Source organism: Variovorax multivorans (assembly GCF_051216835.1).
Lineage (GTDB): Bacteria > Pseudomonadota > Gammaproteobacteria > Burkholderiales > Burkholderiaceae_C > Variovorax.
In genome coordinates this window covers 1-18,987 of sequence record NZ_JBPJZL010000025.1, presented here as the reverse complement: position 1 = coordinate 18,987, position 18,987 = coordinate 1, and the positions used below count along the sequence as shown (strand labels likewise).

At 63.3% G+C, this 18,987-nt stretch carries 16 protein-coding genes and 1 pseudogene; 14 read left to right on the top strand and 3 right to left on the bottom strand.

All coding sequences use genetic code 11. The features are described from left to right. Positions 1–62: 62 nt before the first annotated feature. Together ACSFCA_RS34635 and ACSFCA_RS34630 are read right to left on the bottom strand one after the other, a co-directional pair. Entirely contained in the window at positions 63–1,658 is a 1,596-nt protein-coding gene (locus ACSFCA_RS34635) for a flavin-containing monooxygenase (RefSeq protein WP_435462715.1), read from the bottom strand. A 40-nt stretch (positions 1,659–1,698) separates the two neighbouring features. Beyond that, positions 1,699–2,601 (bottom strand): alpha/beta hydrolase, encoded by a 903-nt coding sequence (locus tag ACSFCA_RS34630; protein WP_435462714.1) that lies wholly within the window; start codon positions 2,599–2,601, stop codon positions 1,699–1,701. Positions 2,602–2,692: 91 nt separating this feature from the next. On the opposite strand from ACSFCA_RS34630, the gene ACSFCA_RS34625 reads away from it, so the two are divergent. Continuing rightward, positions 2,693–3,622 (top strand): Bug family tripartite tricarboxylate transporter substrate binding protein, encoded by a 930-nt coding sequence (locus ACSFCA_RS34625; protein ID WP_435462713.1) that lies wholly within the window; start codon positions 2,693–2,695, stop codon positions 3,620–3,622. 150 nt (positions 3,623–3,772) lie between these two features. On the opposite strand, the gene ACSFCA_RS34620 is transcribed toward ACSFCA_RS34625, so the two are convergent. Then, positions 3,773–4,489, bottom strand: a complete 717-nt coding sequence (locus ACSFCA_RS34620) for an IclR family transcriptional regulator (protein WP_435462712.1) — start codon at positions 4,487–4,489, stop codon at positions 3,773–3,775. 345 nt (positions 4,490–4,834) lie between these two features. Here ACSFCA_RS34620 and ACSFCA_RS34615 point away from each other — a divergent pair, with 345 nt between their 5' ends. The 13 genes and pseudogenes from ACSFCA_RS34615 to ACSFCA_RS34555 all read left to right on the top strand — a co-directional run bounded on the left by ACSFCA_RS34615 (position 4,835) and on the right by ACSFCA_RS34555 (position 18,760). After that, positions 4,835–5,824 (top strand): Bug family tripartite tricarboxylate transporter substrate binding protein, encoded by a 990-nt coding sequence (locus ACSFCA_RS34615; protein WP_435462711.1) that lies wholly within the window; start codon positions 4,835–4,837, stop codon positions 5,822–5,824. 13 nt (positions 5,825–5,837) lie between these two features. Next, complete coding sequence (locus tag ACSFCA_RS34610) at positions 5,838–7,397, top strand: acetolactate synthase large subunit (RefSeq protein WP_435462710.1); 1,560 nt, start codon at positions 5,838–5,840, stop codon at positions 7,395–7,397. 53 nt (positions 7,398–7,450) lie between these two features. Further along, positions 7,451–8,245 (top strand): SDR family NAD(P)-dependent oxidoreductase, encoded by a 795-nt coding sequence (locus ACSFCA_RS34605; protein ID WP_435462709.1) that lies wholly within the window; start codon positions 7,451–7,453, stop codon positions 8,243–8,245. Positions 8,246–8,268: 23 nt separating this feature from the next. Then, entirely contained in the window at positions 8,269–9,324 is a 1,056-nt protein-coding gene (locus ACSFCA_RS34600; protein WP_435462708.1) for a WD40/YVTN/BNR-like repeat-containing protein, read from the top strand. Beyond that, positions 9,317–9,796: a VOC family protein gene (locus tag ACSFCA_RS34595; protein WP_435462707.1), complete on the top strand. Its 480-nt coding sequence runs from the start codon at positions 9,317–9,319 to the stop codon at positions 9,794–9,796. Before ACSFCA_RS34600 ends, ACSFCA_RS34595 begins: the two co-directional genes overlap by 8 nt. Positions 9,797–9,844: 48 nt before the next feature. Then, positions 9,845–10,450 (top strand): amino acid synthesis family protein, encoded by a 606-nt coding sequence (locus tag ACSFCA_RS34590; protein ID WP_435462706.1) that lies wholly within the window; start codon positions 9,845–9,847, stop codon positions 10,448–10,450. Positions 10,451–10,457: 7 nt separating this feature from the next. Beyond that, on the top strand, positions 10,458–11,318 hold the full coding sequence (locus tag ACSFCA_RS34585; RefSeq protein ID WP_435462705.1) for an alpha/beta fold hydrolase: 861 nt from the start codon (positions 10,458–10,460) through the stop codon (positions 11,316–11,318). Between the two features lie 5 nt (positions 11,319–11,323). Beyond that, positions 11,324–11,620 (top strand): NIPSNAP family protein, encoded by a 297-nt coding sequence (locus tag ACSFCA_RS34580; protein WP_435462704.1) that lies wholly within the window; start codon positions 11,324–11,326, stop codon positions 11,618–11,620. Positions 11,621–11,645: 25 nt separating this feature from the next. Next, on the top strand, positions 11,646–13,328 hold the full coding sequence (locus ACSFCA_RS34575) for a bifunctional 3-(3-hydroxy-phenyl)propionate/3-hydroxycinnamic acid hydroxylase (RefSeq protein ID WP_435462703.1): 1,683 nt from the start codon (positions 11,646–11,648) through the stop codon (positions 13,326–13,328). 10 nt (positions 13,329–13,338) lie between these two features. Then, on the top strand, positions 13,339–14,766 hold the full coding sequence (locus tag ACSFCA_RS34570) for an NAD-dependent succinate-semialdehyde dehydrogenase (protein ID WP_435462739.1): 1,428 nt from the start codon (positions 13,339–13,341) through the stop codon (positions 14,764–14,766). A 25-nt stretch (positions 14,767–14,791) separates the two neighbouring features. Then, positions 14,792–16,248, top strand: a pseudogene (locus ACSFCA_RS34565) (NAD-dependent succinate-semialdehyde dehydrogenase); the annotation flags it as partial. Continuing rightward, positions 16,246–16,890: a nitroreductase family protein gene (locus tag ACSFCA_RS34560; protein WP_435462738.1), complete on the top strand. Its 645-nt coding sequence runs from the start codon at positions 16,246–16,248 to the stop codon at positions 16,888–16,890. The pseudogene ACSFCA_RS34565 and the gene ACSFCA_RS34560, both read left to right, overlap by 3 nt. 901 nt (positions 16,891–17,791) lie before the next feature. Then, the gene (locus ACSFCA_RS34555) at positions 17,792–18,760 is read left to right on the top strand and encodes a helix-turn-helix domain-containing protein (protein WP_435462702.1); all 969 of its coding nucleotides are present in this window, start codon (positions 17,792–17,794) and stop codon (positions 18,758–18,760) included. Positions 18,761–18,987 lie beyond the last annotated feature (227 nt).

The window sequence follows — 18,987 nt, the reverse complement described above, 5'->3', positions numbered from 1 at the left end:
TGATGTCTCCTCTAGATTTAATTTCGAAAGATGGCCTCCCGCGCTGAGGCGGGCACCTTGCCTCAGTTGAAGGCGAACCCTTCGTAGCCCTTGCTTCGGACAGTCTCGAGTTGCTGCCGGTAGGCACCGATCCCGGCCATGTAGAACATGACGGCACTCTTTTTGCCGGGGATGTTGGCGCCGAAGATCCACGAGTCGACCTTTGGGAAGAGCGTCATGTTGGCAATGTCCTCGCAGGTCTGGGTCCAGCCTTCCTCAGCTTTGAGAGTCGGCTCAATGGTTGCGACCTTCGAATGTTCGGCATGGCCGATAGCCCCGGCGATCCATTCCACCTGTGCCTCGATACAGGGGGGCAGGTTGGCAAACGGGCCGTTGGGTCCGAGGATCATGAACATGTTCGGAAAGCCGTGCGTGGCCAGACCCAGGTAGCTCGTGGGTCCATCGGTCCAGCTGTCGTTGATGTGCCGCCCGCCGCGTCCGCGCAGGTCCATCGAACGGTAGTTGCCGTCCACCGCGTCGAAACCGGTGGCGAAGACGAGCACGTCGAGCTTGTGCTCGACGCCGTCGGCCGTGCGCACCCCGGCGGGTGTGATCTTCTCGATCCGGTTCTCCGCGATTGAAACCAGCTCGACGTTGTCGCGGTTGTAGGTCTCGTAGTAGCCCTCGTTGCACAGCGGGCGTTTGGCGTACAGGCCGGTCGGGGTGAGCTTGCGGGCGGTCTGCGGGTCCTTGACGATTTCCTTGATCTTCGAGCGGATGAAGGCGGCCGCGGCCTCGTTGGCCTCCGGGTTGGTGGCGATGTCGCAGAACGTGCCGAACATGAACCGGAAGCCGTTGCCCTTGTCCCAGTTCTCCTGGAAGATGCGGCGCCGCTCCTCCTCGGAAACCTTCATCGCTTCGACGCCGCTCTCCTGGAAACCGAAGGCAACCACGGAGTCGCGCACCTGATCCCAGATCGCGTCAAAGTTCTTCTTGGTCTCGACGACCTCGGCCGGCTCGACCGGGCCGTTGCCGGACGGAACGCAATACTGGGGCGAGCGCTGGAAGACCGTCAGATGGCCGGCCTGCTTGGCGGCGGCTACGATGAACTGCGTTCCGGTGGAGCCGGTTCCCAGCACGCCGACACGCTTGCCGGCGAGGTCGAGGTCTTTCGGCCAGTCGTTAGTGTGCACGAAGGTGCCACTGAAGCTGTCGCGCCCGGGAATGTCGGGGATGTTGGTCTTCGCGAGCAGACCGAGCGCTGTGACCAGGTAGCGGCTCGTGAACGCCTCGCCGGTGCTGGTGCGGATCCGCCAGGCATTGCACTGCTCGTCGAACACCGCGCTCGTCACCTCGGTGTTGAGCTGGATGTCGCGGCGCAGATCTAGGCGGTCGACGACGTGGTTCAGGTACTTCTCGATGTCGGGCTGCTCCAGGTAGCGGGCGTTCCAGTCCCCCTCTTGAAGCAGGTCCTTGTCGAAGGAGTAGCGGTAGACGAAGCTCTCGGTGTCGGACTTGGCGCCGGGGTAGCGATTGAAGTACCAGGTGCCGCCGATGCCGCCGCCCTTCTCGAACGCCCGGATCTTCGACCCGAACTCCTTGCGCAGCTTGTGCAGCATGTAGATGCCGGCGAAGCCGGTGCCGATGACGATGGCGTCGAAGCGTTGCTCGTTTTCCATGGCGATGGTTGCTGTGTTCTTGCTGAGATCAGGGGAGCGCTCACGCGCCCTTGAACCACTTGGCGATGCGCCGCAGTTCGTCGTCAGCCTCGGGAGCCCTGCCAGCGAGGATGGGGAAGACGTGCTGCATGCCGCCGACCACTGACAAGGTGACCGAAACGCCGGCCGCTTTCGCGATGCGAGCGAGGTCCTGTGCGTTGTCGAGCAGCGTTTCGATCTCACCCGCGTTGATGTACAGGCGAGGGAATCCCCGGTAATCGGCCTTCAGCGGGTTGGTGAGCGGATCTGTGCGCGAGCCCTTCTCGCCGAGAAACATGCCGGACATGGCCTCGACGATGGGTCTGTTGACGAGGACGTCGGTGGCCGCATTCGTCTGCAACGTCTTGCCGACATGTTCCATGTCGAGCCAGGGGGAGAAGGCGATGACGGCGCCCGGCAACGCCACGCCATCCTGGCGCAGCTTCAGCACGGTGGAGATGGCCAGGTTGCCACCGGCCGAGTCGCCGCTGGTGACGATGTCCGAAGCCTTGTAGCCACGCGCCAGCAGCTCCTTGTAGACGGCCGTGGAGTCCTCGAGCTGGGCGGGAAAGGGATGCTCCGGCGCACGCCGATAGTCGATCACCACGGCGGTCACGCCCAGATGCTTGGCGAGGTGTCCGGCGAGCTTGCGATGGCTCGCCGACGACCCCACCGCGAACCCGCCGCCGTGGGTATAGAGGATGACCTTCGTCGTGTCGGCCCCTTGCGGCAGGGCCCACACGGCCTCGACGCCAACGAGCAGGTCCGACTTGTAAGTCACGCCTTCAGGCTCGAGCGTCGGCTGGTGCCACTCGTCGAAGAGGCTGCGCAGATCGGCGATGGGCAGTCCGGGATTGGCCGCCATGCGGTCCGACCAAGACTGGTACAGCGCACGCAGGGTATTCGATTGGGGTGAGGTTTCCATGCTTGTCTCCGTCTGTTGCGATGTGGGATCGGATTATTCGGAGCAAGCGCCCTTCCAGTATTGAACGTCTTGGTCGCACCCGTTGAAGGAAATGAGCAACGAGAGACACAAAGGAGGTCTTCGGGTCCGGTATCCGTCCAGACCGATCACGCTGGTCGTCTCGTTTGAACCCGGAGGTTCTACCGACATTTCTGCACGCGCGGTCGCGCAGGAGCTCTCGGCCGTCCTTGGCCAGCCTGTCGTCGTCGACAACAAGCCGGGAGCAGGGGGGCGCATTGGAACGAGATATGCCGCCCTGGCGAAAGCTGATGGCTACACGCTTCTTTGGGGGAGTGGGAGCACCCTGACGGCTGGGCCAGTGCTCTATCCGGACCAGGGGCACGTGGCGGGACTGACTCCCATCAGCCTGGGCGCGACCCAGCCTTTCGTTTTCGTGACGACGCCTTCCACTGGCGCGAGAACCTTGAAGGAATTCGTCGCGTTGGCAAAGCGGCGACCCGGTGAGCTGAACTTTGCATCGGCAGGAACGGGGTCGAGCAATCATTTGCTGGGCGAGATATTCATGTCAGCCACTGGCATCCAACTGGTTCACGTGCCCTACAGAGGAGCGGCCTCGGCAAAGGAGGGGCTGCTGAAGGGAGATGCCCAGTTGATGGATGAGGTCATCTCCCCGCTCATCGGCGCGCTGCGCGCCAATCAACTGGTTCCGTTGTTCATAACGAGTGACACACGCGACCGACTGTTCCCGTCCATTCCGACCGCGGCGGAGGTCGGGCTCCCGGAATTGGCCATTGCCGGTTTCTTTGGACTGCTCGCCCCGGGTGGGACGCCGCCGGAAATATTGGCGAAGCTCAATGGCGCCATGAAGAAGGCACTGGCGGCGCCCGCGGTCAGCCAAGCATTCGATAACCTGGGGTTCACCGCAGCCTACAGCACCCCCGAAGAGATGCAGGCACGAATTGCTCAGGGAAAAGCGACCTATCAGCGCGTCGTCTCGGAGCGGAAGATCAAGGTCGATTGATCGGTCGTCGCGATGTCGTCGGTGTGGAGCTTTCGAAAGCCAGTGCAGATGCGCTGGCTTCAACGCTTGCCGAGCTTGGATGCAGCGAGTGCGTTGCTTCTTGATTGCGTTCGTCGGCTCGCGGCCGACTGCAAACGCGGAGTTGGTCTTTTAGCCCGTGATTCGCGATGTGATCTTCCGAGCGGCGTCGACCATCAGTGTCGAAAGGAAGGCTCGGTTGAAAGCATTGAAGCGCTCGGAGTTTCCCGCCAGGGTAATGCTTCCGAGGATGCGTCCCTTCTCGTCGAAGATGGGCGCGGCAATGCCGCTCTTGCCAGGATCGAGTTCGCCCTCACTGATGCAGTAGCCGTCCTTGCGGATGCGCAGCATGGCTTTGGAGAAATCTTTCCACGTCAATCCGATGCGCTCGAGATCTTCGGGGGCGGCGCTGTCGAACAGGCGCCGCACCTGGCGCGGCAACAGATACGCAAGGATGACCCGCGAGGTGGCACTGCGGAAAAGGTCCATCGGGCGGCCGCGTCCGAAGTTCAGTGTCAGCTCGTCGGCGCCGGAACGCTGAAGGATGTTGATCACGGTCGAGCCGTAGAGCTCGCTGATGAGCAGTTCCAGGTTTGTCTGTGCCACCAGGTCGCCCACGATGTCGCGGCTCGCTGTCAGCAAAGGGTCGAACTGCGTCATGTGCCGATCAAGTTCGATGATCCGCGGCCCCAACGCGTAGCCGCGCGGCAGACGCACCAACAGACCCACGTTGGACAGTTCGCGCACATAGCGATAAGCGCTTGCCGGCGTGTAGCCCAGTTGCGAGCAAATGATTTCGATATCGATCACGGGCTGATCTGGCTTGAACAGATTCAGCACCTCGAGCATGCGACTCAGGCTATTCATGGTGTCGGGAGTCAGGTTGGGTGCAGCGCGTGGGCCGTGCCCGAGCAAACCCCGAGGTTAAACGATGCGGCGCGCGAGCGACTGTTGCATGTGGCCGTTCTCCGTCCCGTCAATATATGCATGAAAATCATAATTAGCGAATATGGCAAGAATTTATATTTTCACTGGCGATGTTGCTTGTCATTTTTTATCTAATCGATAAAATTGCAAAATTCTTCGAAAAGAAGCCGCAGGGAGGCAACGGTTGTCGGGCTATCGCCCTCGGCCATTCGAGTGCTCCCCGCTCGGAGCCGGAACGTCGTCAGCAGGGGTCTCTAGGAGTCAGCGATGAAGAGAAATTTCTTTCGGCAAGCCTGCGCCGTATCGGCGGTGCTTTTGGCCGCGTGCCTTTCACCGGTGCAGGTTTGGGCGCAGGCCGGTTGGCCATCGCGACCCATCCGTCTCGTGGTGCCCTATCCACCGGGCACAGGCCCTGACGTGATGGCCCGGCTTGTGACTGAGGGGCTGGCCAAGGAGCTCAAAACCACGTTCGTGGTGGAAAACAAGCCTGGCGCCAACGCAATCATCGGCACAGGCGAGGTGGTCAAAGCGCCGAACGATGGCTACACCTTCCTGTTGGTCGACCGCCTCACGATGACGGTCAACCCCTTGCTGTACCAGCCGCTGCCATTCGATCCCAAGAAGGACCTCGTCTCGGTCAGCAACATCGCCGATGTGAACCTCTATCTGGTGGTGAGTTCGCGGGTGCCGGCTAATGATTTCAAGTCCTTCATCGCCTACGTCAAGGCGCATCCCGGCGAGGTGCCGTTCGGCACCGGTGGCGTCGGCAGCGTCATGCACTTGAACATGGAGTTGCTGCAGGCGGGCACGGGCGTGCAGTTCCTGCACGTGCCGTATAAGGCGCTCGCCGAGGTCATTCCCGCCATCCTCGGTGGTCAGGTGGCGGCGACGTCGGGTGGCGTTGAAGCTCTGCTGCCTCACGTGCAGAAGGGCAGCATGAAGTTGTTGGCCGTCGGGGCCAGCACGCGCACGCCAGTGGCGCCGAACGTGCCAACGATCACCGAGGCCGGCGGGTCCGACATGCTGCTGTCCACCTCCTACTCGCTGCATGCCAAGGCAGGCACGTCCCCGGACATCCTAGCGCGGATGAACGCGGCCCTCACCAAGGTACTTGCTGCTCCCGAGCTGCAGGCCTGGGCGTCCGCCCGAGGCCTGCGGGCCGGGGCATCCAAACCCGCGGAGCTCGATGCGCAGATCGCCATCGACGCGGAGCGTGTCGGAAAGCTCGTGCGCGAGCGCGGCATCAAGGTGCAATAAAAGGAAGAAGGCAATGAAGAAAATGACCGGCGCCGAGGCGCTCTGGCTCGCGCTTGCAGGCGAAGGTGTGGACACCTGCTTCGCCAATCCGGGCACCACCGAACTCGATCTGGTGCGTGCACTGGAGCAACGTGACGAAATCCGTTGCGTGATCGGACTGCAGGAAAACGTCTGCACGGGTGCGGCCGACGGGTACGGCCGCATGCTCGGGCGTCCCGCGGCCACGCTCTTGCACCTGGGGCCGGGCTTTGCCAACGGCATCGCGAACCTGCACAACGCACGGCGCGCACGCACGCCGATCGTCAATCTCATCGGAGACCACGCCAGCTGGCATTTGCCGTACGACGCGCCGCTGACCTCCGACATCGAATCCCTGGCGCGGCCCGTCTCCGGGTGGGTGCACCGAATCGACAGCACCGGCGACAGTGCGGTCGCGGCTGCCGAGGCCGTGCGGCAAAGCGTCGCAGCGGGGGGGCGTGGCACGACGCTCATCTTCCCCGCTGACTTTCAGGCTGGCGACGTCTCGCGCGCTGTCAAGAGCGAAAAGCCTGCGGCCGTCGACGCAGACCCGGAGGGTAGCCTCGACGCGGTGCAATGGATCGAGCGCCTGCGCGCGGCTCGGCGCGTGGTGTTCCTGCTGGGGGGCGGCGGCGAACTCGCAGGGTTGGGGCAGCGCGCCCAGCGCGCGACAGCCCGCCTGTGCGCGCTGCTGGGCGCACAGGCGTATGCCGAGACTTTTCCGTCGCGTTCCGAACGCGGGCAGGGGCTGCCGGCGTTCGATCGGCTGCCCTACTTTCCCGAACCGGCGCGCGAAGTGCTCGACCCCGCCGATCTCGTGGTGCTTGTGGGCGCGCTGCCGCCCGTGACGTACTTTGGCTATGCGGGTCACCCCAGCCTGCTGGTGAACGCCGAACGGCTGCTGGTGATCGGCGAGCCGGGGCAGGCAGTGGCCGAGCGGCTCGAGCAAATTGCCGATGCCCTGGGTGCGCCGGCCTACCAGGCGCCTATTTCGTCGCTGCCGGACGCACCCGAGGGGACGCTCACGCCGGCCAAGATCGCCGCGGTTCTGGCGCGCGAACTGCCAGCGCGCGCGATCGTTTCGGTCGAGGGTGGGACTTGCGGCTATCCGTTCTACGCCGCGTCATCGGCCGCCCGCCCGCACACCACGATCACCAATACCGGCGGGGCCATCGGGCAGGGGCTTCCCGTGGCGATGGGCGCGGCCATTGCCTGCCCGGACCGCAAGGTGGTCGGGCTGCTGTCGGATGGCAGTACCCAATACACGATCCAGACGCTGTGGTCGATCGCTCACGAGAACCTCGACGTCGTCGTGCTGATCGCAGCGAATCATCAGTACGCCATCCTGCGCAACGAACTGCGGCGCGACGGCGCTGCACTCGGCGCAAGGGCCGAGGCGTTGACGGCCCTGGATCACCCGCGCATCGATTGGGTGGGACTTGCCCAGTCCTATGGTGTCCCGGCCACGCGCGCGTACACGGCGCAGGAACTGGCCGAACAACTGCATCGGGCGTTCGGGCGAACCGGACCCGCGCTCATCGAAATGGCCCTTTGAGGGCGCAACGACAGGGCGCTGGAAGCGCGGCCTGCATCAATCAAGGAGAACGTATGGATCTGAAACTCAAAGGCAAGGTCGCAGTCGTGACCGGTGGCAGTCTTGGCATCGGCCGGGCGGTGACGCAGGCGCTGGCAGCCGAAGGCGTGCGCGTGGCCATCGTGGCGCGCAGCAGGGAGCCGCTCGAACAGGCGGCGCGCGAAATCAGCGAGGAAACGGGCGTCGAGATTCTTGCCGCACCCGCAGACGTCAGCAGCACCGAGCAGGTGGACGCGATGATGAGCAGGGTCGCGGCGCATTTCGGCCGAATCGACATCCTTGTCAACGGGGCTGCGCACCCGGGTGGCCTCGTGCGCAGCGAGATCGAGAACGCCGACCCCGAGGGCCTGCTGGAAGACATCAACATCAAGGTGGTGGGCTACATGCGCTGCGCCAAGGCGGTCGCGCCCCACATGCGCAAGGGTGGCTTCGGCCGCATCATCAACATCGGCGGCCTCACTGGCCGCGGCAGCAAGCAACTCTCGGGCATGCGCAACGTGGCGATCTGCCACTTGACCAAGACGCTCTCCGATCAACTCGGCCCGTCGGGAATCACGGTCAACGTGATCCATCCCGGCGTGGTGGAAACACCGCACATCCACGAGCTCTACGCCAAGGAGGCCAAGCTGCAGGGCCTGACGCCGGATCAGGTCGAGGCGAACTACGCCAAGGGCACACCGATCCGCCGTGTGCTGCAACCCAATGAAATCGCCGATGCCGTGCTGTTCCTCGCCTCCGAGCGAGCCGGCGCGATCACCGGTGAATCGATCGCTGTGGACGGCGGCATCACGCGCGGCATCTTCATCTGAGCGAAGCGAAGGAGTACTCGATCATGCAGGGGACAATTCTTGTGGGAACCGCGGGGCAGGGAATTCTGCGCAGCGCGGACGATGGCGCTACGTGGCATCGCCTCGGGCTGAAGGAGGCCATCGAGTTCGATGGCGTCGTGCGCAGTCTTTTGGTCGATCCCCGCAATCCGAACCGGATTTTCGCGGGCGCGGATGCCGGCATCTGCCTGAGCGAAGACGCGGGCGTGCATTTCAGACGCCTCGAGTCGCCCGCAAACGGCATGCACGTCTGGGCGATCGCGATCGACCCGCGCGACTCCAACGTGATCTACGCTGGAACGGGCGCGCCCTCTCGCGCCGCGATGTTCCGTTCGCTCGACGGCGGTCAGAGCTGGACGCGGCTGGGCATCGAACTGCCAGAGTTCTGCGGCGGCGTGAACCGTCCGCGGATTCTTACTGTCTGCGTGGATCCCGACGACGGCGCGGTCTGGTTTGGCGTGGAGGAGGGCGGTGCCTGGCACAGCCTGGATCAGGGCGAGACATGGCGTCGTGCGGACGACGCGCAAAGCGGCATCGTCAACGGCGACATCCACGCCATCACCATCCTTCCGGCGCGCGGCGGTCAGCCCAAGACGCATTTGCTTGCCACCGTGAACTCGGTCTACACCAACCGCGACGGCGGGTACGGGCCGTGGGCCGCGGAGAGCTCGGCCGACCGTTTCGATGGCATGTACTACACCCGCACGCTCGCGCCGCTGGAAGGAGACCAGGACGTCCTGTTGGTGGCCATCGGTGACGGCACGCCGGGCACACGCACGCAGATCTACCGGTCGCTCGACCGTGGCGCGAGCTGGTCGACCGCACTGCTTCATGCGGTGCCCAACTCCACATTCTGGGCGCTGGGAATGCACGCCGCAGACCCCCAACTGGTGTTCGCCGGCACCAAGTACGGCCACCTCTTTCGCTCGATGGACGGCGGTCGCAGCTGGTTCAAGGATTGGCGCGACTTCAGCGAGATCACGGCCGTGGCGTGGACACCGGCGGTGGCAGCCGTCAAGGCGCATCCGAAGTCGATCCTGGGGGCCAAGCCCCATGACTGAGCAGGCTGCGGCCGTTGTGCGGCCCAAGATTCGCCGCACGCATCTCTCGCTCTTTGTTACCGACCCCTTCGTGTCGGCCGGATGGTACGAGCGCGTGCTCGGCATGCAGGAAACGGCGCGCGGCGCGCAGTGGGTGTTCATGAGCTTCGGCCAGAAGCACCACGACATCGCGCTCATCCGTCCCGAACCCGGTGTTGTGGTGGGCGGTTGCGCCCTGCAGCACTACGGCCTGGAAATCGATGGCGACTTGACGGAGTTGCGGCGACTCTACGGGCAGTTGCTTAGGGCCGGTGTGGAGGTGGTCAAGACAACTGACCACAAGGTGGGCTATGGCTTGTACTTCAACGACCCGGACGGTCACCGCTTCGAGTTCTTCTTGGAAACCGTCCACGACGACGAAGAGGGCAAGCGCGTACTGCATTCCTACAACGCGCCTAGCGATCACTTCCACCTAGAGCCGTTGTACGACTGAGTAGCGCTCATTTCCTTCTCTTTTCTTCAACATTGATCGCATATCTCTATGACCAAGACCGCCAATTCCAGCGTCTTTCACATTCGCAAGTGGTACCTGCAGATCGAAGACACCCTCTTCGGTGAGACCGGCGCTCCTGCCGATGGCGAGCCGCTGCGCAAGATCGTGATCGCAGCCTGCATCCACAACCCGTTCGCCGGCAAGTTCGTGCAGGACTTGGCTTCCTGGATCGAGCCCTCCCCCGAACTCGGGCGTGAGTTCGGTCGTCGGATTCAAGAGGCGGCGCAGGGCCGCGCGATCCAGAGCTACGGAAAAGCCTGCCTGGTGGGTATCGATGGTGAGTACGAGCATGGCAATGCGCTGCTGACCAATCCGGCGGCCAACCCGGTGCGCGATCACGTGGGCGGCGGCAAGTCATGGGTGCCGTCCACCGGCAAGCGCGGCGGCCCCGGAACCGTGATCGACATTCCCCTGGCGCACAAGGATGCGCTGTATGTGCGCTCGCACTACGACACCATCACGGCCCAGTTCAGTGACGGCCCCAATCGCGACGAAGTCATCGTGTGCTGGGCCTTCGCCACCCGCGGCCGCCTCAACGCCCGACTCGGAGGACTGAAGGCCTCGGACGTCAAGGGCGAGGACGGGCTGTACTGAGATGGATATGGAGCGGCGCGACTACACGCTGGCCCTGTCTGGGCTGAACTTCCACGTCACAGAATGGGGAAGCGAACAGGGATGGCCCATCCTGATGCTCCATGGCATACGCGGCTATGCGGAAACTTTCGCGGGCATCGGCGCTGCGCTGCAACCCGGGTTCCGCGTCATTGCCTTCGATCAACGGGGGCGGGGTGAATCGGACTGGGATCCGGCGCACAACTACTATACAGATGCCTACGTGGCCGACATCGAAGGCATCGTGCAGGCCCTGGGGCTTGCGCCCTTCGACCTGCTGGGGCACTCGATGGGGGGCATCAATGCCATCGTCTACGCCGCGCGTCATCCGCAGAAGGTCAGGCGCCTCGTAATAGAAGACGCCGGTCCGGGTGCCTTCGATACCAGCGAGGGTGCGACGCGTATCCGCAAGGAACTGGCTACCACGCCCGACAGGTTCGAATCCTGGGGGGCGGCCAGCGACTTCATGCGCGCCCTGCGGCCGACCGTGACGGAAGAGGCCCGGCAACAGCGCCTTCACAACATGCTCAAACCTCTGCCAGAGGGGGGCTATACCTGGCGCTACGACCACGCCGGCATCGCCGCGACGAGGCTCAATCCGGATCCGGCTCGCGTGATCGATCTGGAGCCCAGCGTCCGGGCCATTGCATGCAAGACGCTCGTGGTACGAGGGGGCCGTTCCGACTACCTCCAGCCGTCGATGGTGGCGCGAATGCGAGAGCTGAACTCGTGCATCGTCGATGCCGAGATTCCCGATGCCGGCCACTACGTCCACGACGATCAGCCGGTGTTGTTCGAGCAGTTGGTCGTCGACTTCCTCAAGCCAGCTCACGCACCTGCCTCCCAGTAAACGAAATGATCCACGAACTTCGAACTTACACACTGGTTCCCGGGAGCGTGCGCGAGTACCTGCGCATCTATAACGAGAAGGGGCGCGAGGTGCAGACGCGGTTGTTGGGCAATCTGGTCGCGCTCATGGCGCCGGAGAGTGGCGATCTCAACCAGCTGGTCTATCTCTGGGCATTCGATAGCTACGAGGAACGCGCCCGACGTCGAACAGAGTTGACGGCCGATCCCGACTTCACCGAGTTCCGCAAGAAAGTTCGACACCTGCTGTTGCAGCAGGACAGCAGGCTGCTCAGCCCTGTTTGACACATAACTACGAGAGACACAACCGATGACCATCCCCATGGAATTTCAGGTGCTTATCGTTGGCGCGGGGCCAGTCGGCGTCTCGATTGCCAACCTGCTGGGTGTCTACGGCATATCGACGCTGATCGTCGACCGCAGCCTGCAGGTGATGGACTACCCCCGCGCCGTGGGGCTGGACGACGAGGCGTTGCGCACCTTTCAAGCGGTTGGACTGGCCGAGGACATGCTGCGGGACATGATCCAGAACGTGCCCATGCGCATGTACACAGCTGGAAAGCAGTGTTTCGCGGAAATCCTTCCCAGCACACGTGAGTTCGGCTGGTTTCGTCGCAACCTGTTTTCCCAACCCCTCGGCGAGGCAGTCTTGCGCCGGGGACTGGAACGGTTTCCTCACGTCAACCTGCGCGTGGGGGTGGAGCTGGTCGGGCTTACGCAGGAAGAGACCGGTGTGACTGCGACCTTGCGCGATGTGCAGGGCGCGGAGAGTCAGGTGCGCGCGCGCTATCTCGTGGCGTGCGACGGTGGGCGCAGCACAGTGCGCGAGGGCATTCTCAAGCTGCCTTTCGAGGGGCGCACGCATGCGGCCAAATGGGTGGTCATCGAATGCGACCAGGATCCGCTGGACGCCCCCTATACCGCGCTGCATTGCGAGCCTGCCCGGCCGTACGTGTGCCTGCGTTTGCCGTACGGCCTGCGCCGCTGGGAGTTCATGCTGTTCCCCGGCGAAGACGGCGATCAGATGCTAGCGCCCGAGAAGGTGCGGGAACTGCTTGGTCGCCATGTGGCGCAGCCCGAGAAGCTCAATGTAATCCGTGCGCGGGTCTATACGCACAATTCACGCGTGGCCGGCTCATTCGTGTTTGGGCGGGTGTGCCTGGCGGGCGATGCTGCGCACATCACACCGCCGTGGATCGGCCAGGGTCTGAATGCGGGCGTGCGTGACGCCTTCAACCTGGCTTGGAAACTCGCCTGGATCCTGCAGGGGCGACTGAAGCCCGAGTTGCTGGCGAGCTACCACGATGAGCGCCATGCGCACGCCAAGGCGATGATCGACCTAGCGGATCTGTTCGGTTCCGTGCTGTCCCAGCGCAATCGCTTCGTGGCCTGGATGCGTGACCGCTTCTTCCTGTCCATCAAGAACATTCCACGCGTACGCGACTACGTGTTGCAGATGAAGTTCAAGCCCATGCCCCGCTTCTTAAAGGGCATCGTCCTAGACAGCGGCGATGAGCGGCGCGACGAACTGGTGGGGCGCATGTTCATCCAGCCCAACATCGAGCGCGAGCCTGGGCGTACCCAGCGGCTCGATGATGTCGTCGGTGCCCGTTTCGCACTGGTGAGTTGGCGCAGTGACGCGCTGGCGAGCGCGCCCGCCGGCCTGAGGGTGCAACTCGACCGCCTGGGCTGCGACCACTACGTCGCTGTGCGGTCGCGCAGTGTCAGGAATGAAGCCTGCTCTAACGTGCCGGTCCAGCCGTCGGGCACGGTGATCGAGGACGTGGAGAACGCGCTGCACTTCTGGTTTCAGGGCAAGAACGTCGATTGGGTGTTGATCCGACCGGACCGGTTCATTGCGGTTGCAGGCAAGGTGGGCGACGCCGTGCAGCAACTGTCGTCATTCTGCGAGACCGTGTTGCCTGTTGCCACGTCTTTCCCGGCTGGCTGTGCAAGCGCAGAGGAACCGCCACAACTCTTGGCGCATGCTTGAGAGGATGATGATGTATCCCGAGCTTTCCCTCTACATTGGGGGCCGCTTTGTGGGGAATGACGGCCGCCCCGGACAAGAGGTGCGCGATCCTGCGACCTTCGACTTGCTCGGGCACCTGCCCTGGGCCACGCCCGAGGACATCGACGCGGCATTGAGCGCCGCACATCGCGCGTTCCAGTCCTGGCGACACAGCTCGCCGGTGGAGCGGTCCGAGGTACTGCGCAAGGTGGCGGCATTGGCACGCGAGCGCGCCAATGCCATCGGGCGCAGCATCACGCTGGACAACGGCAAGCCGTTGCCTGAGGCGGTCGCCGAGGTGCTCAATGCCGCTGAGCACGTCGAGTGGCACGCGGAGGAGAGCCGTCGAATCTACGGCCGCGTCGTGCCGTCGCGCAACCCGGCAGTGCGTCAGCTTGTGGTGCGTGAGCCGGCAGGCGTCTGCGTCGCGTTCAGTCCATGGAACTTTCCGTTCGGACAAGCGATGAAGAAGGTCGTGGCTGCGATTGGTGCCGGTTGTGCCGTGGTGCTCAAAGGGCCCGAGGAGTCACCGAGCGCCATCGTGGCGATAGCCCGCTTGTTCCACGACGCAGGGCTGCCCGAAGGCGTGTTCAACATCGTGTGGGGCGTGCCGAGCGAGATCTCGCGCCAATTGATCGAGTCGCCTCTGGTGCGTGTCGTCTCCTTCACCGGCTCGGTTCCGGTGGGCCGGCAACTCGCCGCCTTGGCAGGCTCGCACATGAAGCGAATGAACATGGAACTGGGCGGCCACGCGCCGGTGCTGGTGTTCGACGACGCCGACGTGGAGCAGGCCGCGACCTTGCTGGCGCGACTGAAGACCCGCAATGCGGGGCAGGTGTGCGTGTCGCCCTCGCGCTTCTTCGTCCAGGCCGGCATCTACGACCGCTTCGTGGCCAGCTTCGCCGATGCGCTGCGCGGAGTGAAGGTTGGTCATGGCCTGGAAGAGGGCGTCCAGATGGGGCCACTGATCCACGAGAGGCGCCTGCAGGCGGTGAGCGAACTCGTGAACGATGCCGAGAAGGTGGGCGCGCAGGTGCTGGCGGGCGGCAAGAGGTTGGGCGAGCGCGGCCATTTCCACGAGCCGACCCTGATTGCGAACGTGCCGCAGCATGCCCGTGTCATGCGCGAGGAACCATTCGGTCCGATCGCAGCGCTCGCGCGTTTTGAAACGGTAGACGATGCACTGCGATTGGGCAATGCGCTCCCATTCGGGCTGGCCGCCTACGTCTTCACGCAGTCGATCCGGATCTCGACGCGGGTGGCCAACGCACTGGAAGCCGGCATGGTCAATATCAACCATTCCGGCATGGCGCATCCCGAACTGCCGTTCGGGGGTGTGAAGGACAGCGGCTTCGGCAGCGAAGGCGGCACCGAGTCTTTCGACAGCTTCCTGGTGACCAAGCTGATCACTCAAATCTGAACCCGCAATCTTGAATACCCACACCATGCTGAACCTGCGAGACCCCTCACTGCTGCGAGAACAATGCCTCGTGGCGGGCCAGTGGATATCCGCGGACCAGACCATCGCCGTCACGAACCCCGCCAGCGGCGCCGTAGTCGCCCACGTGCCCCGACTGGGGGCCGCTGAGACCCGTCGGGCCATCGAGGCCGCGAACCAGGCGTGGCCCATCTGGCGAGCGCGCACGGCCCACGAACGCTCGGCCTTGCTGGCGCACTGGCACGCACTCATTCTCGAGAACCAGGACGATCTTGCACGCATCATGACGGCAGAGCAGAGCAGAGCAGAGCAGAGCAGGGCAAGCCGCTGGCCGAGGCGCGGGGCGAGATCGCCTACGCGGCGTCCTTCATCCAGTGGTTCGCCGAAGAGGCCAAGCGGGTGTACGGTGAGACGATTCCAGCGCCTATCGCCTCGCAGCGCATCGTGGTGATCAAGGAGCCTGTGGGCGTGTGCGCTGCGATCACGCCATGGAACTTTCCGGCCGCGATGATTACGCGCAAAGCGGGTCCGGCGCTCGCGGCGGGCTGCGTCATGGTGGTCAAGCCGGCGAGCCAGACCCCATTGACTGCCCTGGCCTTGGTGGCACTGGCCGAGCGTGCGAGCATCCCGTCCGGTGTGTTGTCGGTGGTGACCGGTTCGGCCGGCGATATTGGCACCGAGCTCGCAACGAATCCGCTGGTGCGCAAGCTTAGCTTCACCGGCTCGACCGAGGTGGGGCGGCAGCTGATGCAACAGACGGCGTCGACCGTCAAGAAAGTCTCGATGGAACTGGGCGGCAACGCGCCCTTCATTGTGTTCGAAGATGCCGACCTCGACGCAGCGGTGGAAGGGGCCATCGTCTCCAAGTTTCGCAATGCGGGGCAGACTTGTGTGTGCGCCAATCGACTGTACGTGCACGCCGCCGTGTATCACGAGTTTGCGCGCAAGCTGGCTGATGCCCTGCAGGCGCTGAAGGTTGGGCCGGGTGACGAGGAGGGCGTACGTATCGGTCCGCTGATTGATGAGGCGGCAGTGCGCAAGGTTGAGGAGCATTTGGCGGATGCCACCGGGAAGGGCGCGCGCGTGATCACAGGCGGCAGCAGGCATGCACTGGGCCTCACCTTTTTCGAGCCGACTGTGCTCGTGGGTGTCACGCAGGATATGCGCGTTACGCGTGAAGAGACCTTCGGCCCGCTAGCGCCACTGTTTCGCTTCACGACGGAGGACGAGGTGGTCGCCATGGCCAACGACACCGAATTCGGTCTGGCGAGCTACTTCTATGCGCGCGACCTGGGCCGGGTGTGGCGCATAGCAGAACGCCTCGAGTACGGCATGGTCGGCGTGAACACCGGGCTGATCTCCAATGAGGTCGCGCCGTTTGGTGGTGTCAACCAATCGGGCCTTGGTCGTGAAGGTTCGCGCCATGGCATCGAGGACTACCTGGTCATCAAGTACATCAACATGCGGGCATCTAGGCGCCCGCGCTCATTTCATTTCACCTGGAAACCCATGACTCAAGCGCGCCAACCCGATCACCCGATCAATCCTCTATTTACTGACCGCTGGTCGCCCCGCGCGTTCACAGGTGAGATGATTCCCGAGTCTCTTCTGATGAGCCTCCTCGAGGCCGCACGATGGGCGCCCTCGGCATACAACGCCCAGCCCTGGCGCTTTATTTACGTGCGACGCGAGACGGCGAGTTGGAAACCGATCTTCGATACGTTGGTGGAGTTCAATCAAGGTTGGGCGCAGCGCGCGGCAGCGCTGGTGGTCATCGCGTCGGCCAGGCAGGCCGTGTTTCCAGGCGCAAACGTTGCAGAGCCCAATCTGTGGCATTCCTTCGACTCCGGTGCAGCCTGGGCAAGCATCGCGTTTCAGGCCACGCTCTCGGGTTGGGCCGCCCACGGGATGGCCGGCTTCGACTCAGACCGCCTTCGTCAAGCCGCAGCCATTCCTGGTACCTATTCAGTGGAAACCGTGGTCGCGATCGGCAAGCAGGGCGACAAGGGCGTTCTTCCTGAGGGAATGCAGAGCCGCGAGATGCCCAATGATCGACTGCCGCTGACGCGACTAGCGGCCGAGGGGCGGTTCAGCTTCAACGACTGAGAGCGACTGCCGTGATCGCTGGGCCCGCCGAGTGCAAACAGGTGAGCTCTGGGCGCGGAGGATGATCAAGAGGCGCTGTGGAGCGTGAGAAGCCCGCGCTCGAATTGTCCTGGCGACGGAAGTCCACACAATCATTGAGGAGCCCGCCTTTCGGCACCGCTACATCGCCAGTGTCGGGTTCGAACCAGTCGATGCTCTTCCGTCGCGCTTCCGCCGCGTTCCTGAAGAGCAATCGTCAGAATTACGAGGTCCAGGTCAAACAGGCCGAAATCCGCATCGGCAGCTAGAGGTAATGACGGGGGCAGGTCGTATCTCAAAGGACGCGGCACGGTTGACACTGGCAGGAAGACGGCGATCGGCCGACCCTGTCGATGAACTTGTTGCCAGCACTGGCGAAGACGTGACTGCCTTCGCGGCAGACGACGCGAAGCGGCTTGCGCTCCTTCATGGAGGCGGGATGCCTCATGGGACGCCAAAAAGGGGTTTTGTCACAAGCCATTGAGTCCCCGAGCAGGGCGGGTGCGCGCCACAGGCAGGTCAAAAGGGACGATGGTTCGCTCTCAGTGCATACAGCGTCGCGGGGGCGAAGCGGGCTATGAAGTTGCATTAGCCCAAATCAGCAATCGGGAACCGCGCCTCAAGCCATTGACCGCCCGCATGGCTCCGCCGAGGTGTTGCGCCTGCGGGTCGGCTGGCACCAATTTGAAGCTTCTTTCGCCTGCGATTCGTGCACTGGGGTTGCCGGTGTCGCCCGGACGTTGCACGTCGGGGGCTTGGTACAGGGGAATCGCGGGTTTCCCCACTGGGTGCTCCGAGGGCTGCCTTGCACAATTCTTGCGATGTGGGAATTCCACGTGGCGTGCCCTTGCACGCCTCGCTCACCACGGAAGCTCTCTTGACCATGAATCAAAGCATCAATCGATTTCATGACGTTCATGTCCACGCGTCGGCCGTGCACGGCTGGAGTCAGACCTACAGCCAGATCACATCGGGTTCGCCTGAGAGTTCGCTGATGCAGCTCACCAGCGCTCGATGCCATGTCTTTCGCGAGCAGATCAATCAGCGCGTCGTGCAGCATGGGGAGGCTCCACAGGGGAGAGTGTGCTTTGCCGTCCCGATCGTTATCCCGGGCGCGATCCGCATGCAAGGGCGCGAGGCGGACGACAAAAGCATCTTCTTTCTTCGTGGTGGAGAGGAGTTCATGTTCCACATGCCGATGGGGATGGACATGCTGGCGATGACGTTCGACCAGGAATTGTTCGAGCGCGCCTTGGGGGGCTCTCTCTGGGCGGATGAAATCCGCAATTCGATCAAACAGCCTGTGATCAAGGTACCGCCACAGCGATTCGCTGAATCCCGCAGGCGGCTGCTGGCGATGTTTTCCGAGGCGTTGATCAATGACGACCTTGGCAATACGCCGGATAGGGAGCATGAGCGGGAGCAGGCGATGCTGGACGAGTTGTTGCAGCTGGTATCCGACCCGGCCTGCGACAGAGGGCAGCGCCAGAGCAGCTCCACTCACAGCTTCATAGTCGAGAAGTGCCATCGCCTTGTAGTGACCGACGCGATCAACGTTCCGAGCGTCATTGAACTGTGTCAGCGCCTTCAGGTGAGCCGCCGTACGGTGCAGAACAGTTTTCGCACCGTCGCCGAGACGACGCCGCTGAACTACCTTCGATCAGTGCGTCTCAACGGCGTGCGCCGGGAACTGATGTCCACGCGTACGTCGGATCTGCCGATTGGTGATGCCGCGGCCAACTGGGGTTTCTTCCATCTCAGCCATTTTGCGGCCGAGTACCACGGATTGTTCGGTGAACTGCCTTCGCAGACCAGACGAGCGGACGCAGCCTCGCGGCGTTTCGACGATTGAGCCGCCACGGTCTTGGTGCTTGTCGTTGCGAACTTCCACGTCTCGACAGGCTCCAGCGCGCAGAAGTCATTCGTTCTGGTCGGTCTAGTGCCGACCACGGCAGATGGACAGTAATAGTCCGACGAAGGCCGTCTTGATGAAGCCGGACGAAGTCGACAGCATGTGACCTGAATAAATGGCACCGCATTAGGTGCCCATCATCAGGAGTGCATGTACATCATGAAGAG

Bases quoted from the DNA above. Each gene is read 5' to 3' on its own strand.
- ACSFCA_RS34630 (WP_435462714.1), bottom strand. From the start codon at position 2,601: ATGGAAACCTCACCCCAATCGAATACCCTGCGTGCGCTGTACCAGTCT.
- ACSFCA_RS34600 (WP_435462708.1), top strand. From the start codon at position 8,269: ATGCAGGGGACAATTCTTGTGGGAACCGCGGGGCAGGGAATTCTGCGC.
- ACSFCA_RS34555 (WP_435462702.1), top strand. From the start codon at position 17,792: ATGAATCAAAGCATCAATCGATTTCATGACGTTCATGTCCACGCGTCG.
- ACSFCA_RS34575 (WP_435462703.1), top strand. From the start codon at position 11,646: ATGACCATCCCCATGGAATTTCAGGTGCTTATCGTTGGCGCGGGGCCA.
- ACSFCA_RS34610 (WP_435462710.1), top strand. From the start codon at position 5,838: ATGAAGAAAATGACCGGCGCCGAGGCGCTCTGGCTCGCGCTTGCAGGC.
- ACSFCA_RS34570 (WP_435462739.1), top strand. From the start codon at position 13,339: ATGTATCCCGAGCTTTCCCTCTACATTGGGGGCCGCTTTGTGGGGAAT.
- ACSFCA_RS34635 (WP_435462715.1), bottom strand. From the start codon at position 1,658: ATGGAAAACGAGCAACGCTTCGACGCCATCGTCATCGGCACCGGCTTC.
- ACSFCA_RS34625 (WP_435462713.1), top strand. From the start codon at position 2,693: ATGAGCAACGAGAGACACAAAGGAGGTCTTCGGGTCCGGTATCCGTCC.
- ACSFCA_RS34595 (WP_435462707.1), top strand. From the start codon at position 9,317: ATGACTGAGCAGGCTGCGGCCGTTGTGCGGCCCAAGATTCGCCGCACG.
- ACSFCA_RS34620 (WP_435462712.1), bottom strand. From the start codon at position 4,489: ATGCTCGAGGTGCTGAATCTGTTCAAGCCAGATCAGCCCGTGATCGAT.
- ACSFCA_RS34615 (WP_435462711.1), top strand. From the start codon at position 4,835: ATGAAGAGAAATTTCTTTCGGCAAGCCTGCGCCGTATCGGCGGTGCTT.
- ACSFCA_RS34590 (WP_435462706.1), top strand. From the start codon at position 9,845: ATGACCAAGACCGCCAATTCCAGCGTCTTTCACATTCGCAAGTGGTAC.
- ACSFCA_RS34605 (WP_435462709.1), top strand. From the start codon at position 7,451: ATGGATCTGAAACTCAAAGGCAAGGTCGCAGTCGTGACCGGTGGCAGT.
- ACSFCA_RS34560 (WP_435462738.1), top strand. From the start codon at position 16,246: ATGCGGGCATCTAGGCGCCCGCGCTCATTTCATTTCACCTGGAAACCC.
- ACSFCA_RS34585 (WP_435462705.1), top strand. From the start codon at position 10,458: ATGGAGCGGCGCGACTACACGCTGGCCCTGTCTGGGCTGAACTTCCAC.
- ACSFCA_RS34580 (WP_435462704.1), top strand. From the start codon at position 11,324: ATGATCCACGAACTTCGAACTTACACACTGGTTCCCGGGAGCGTGCGC.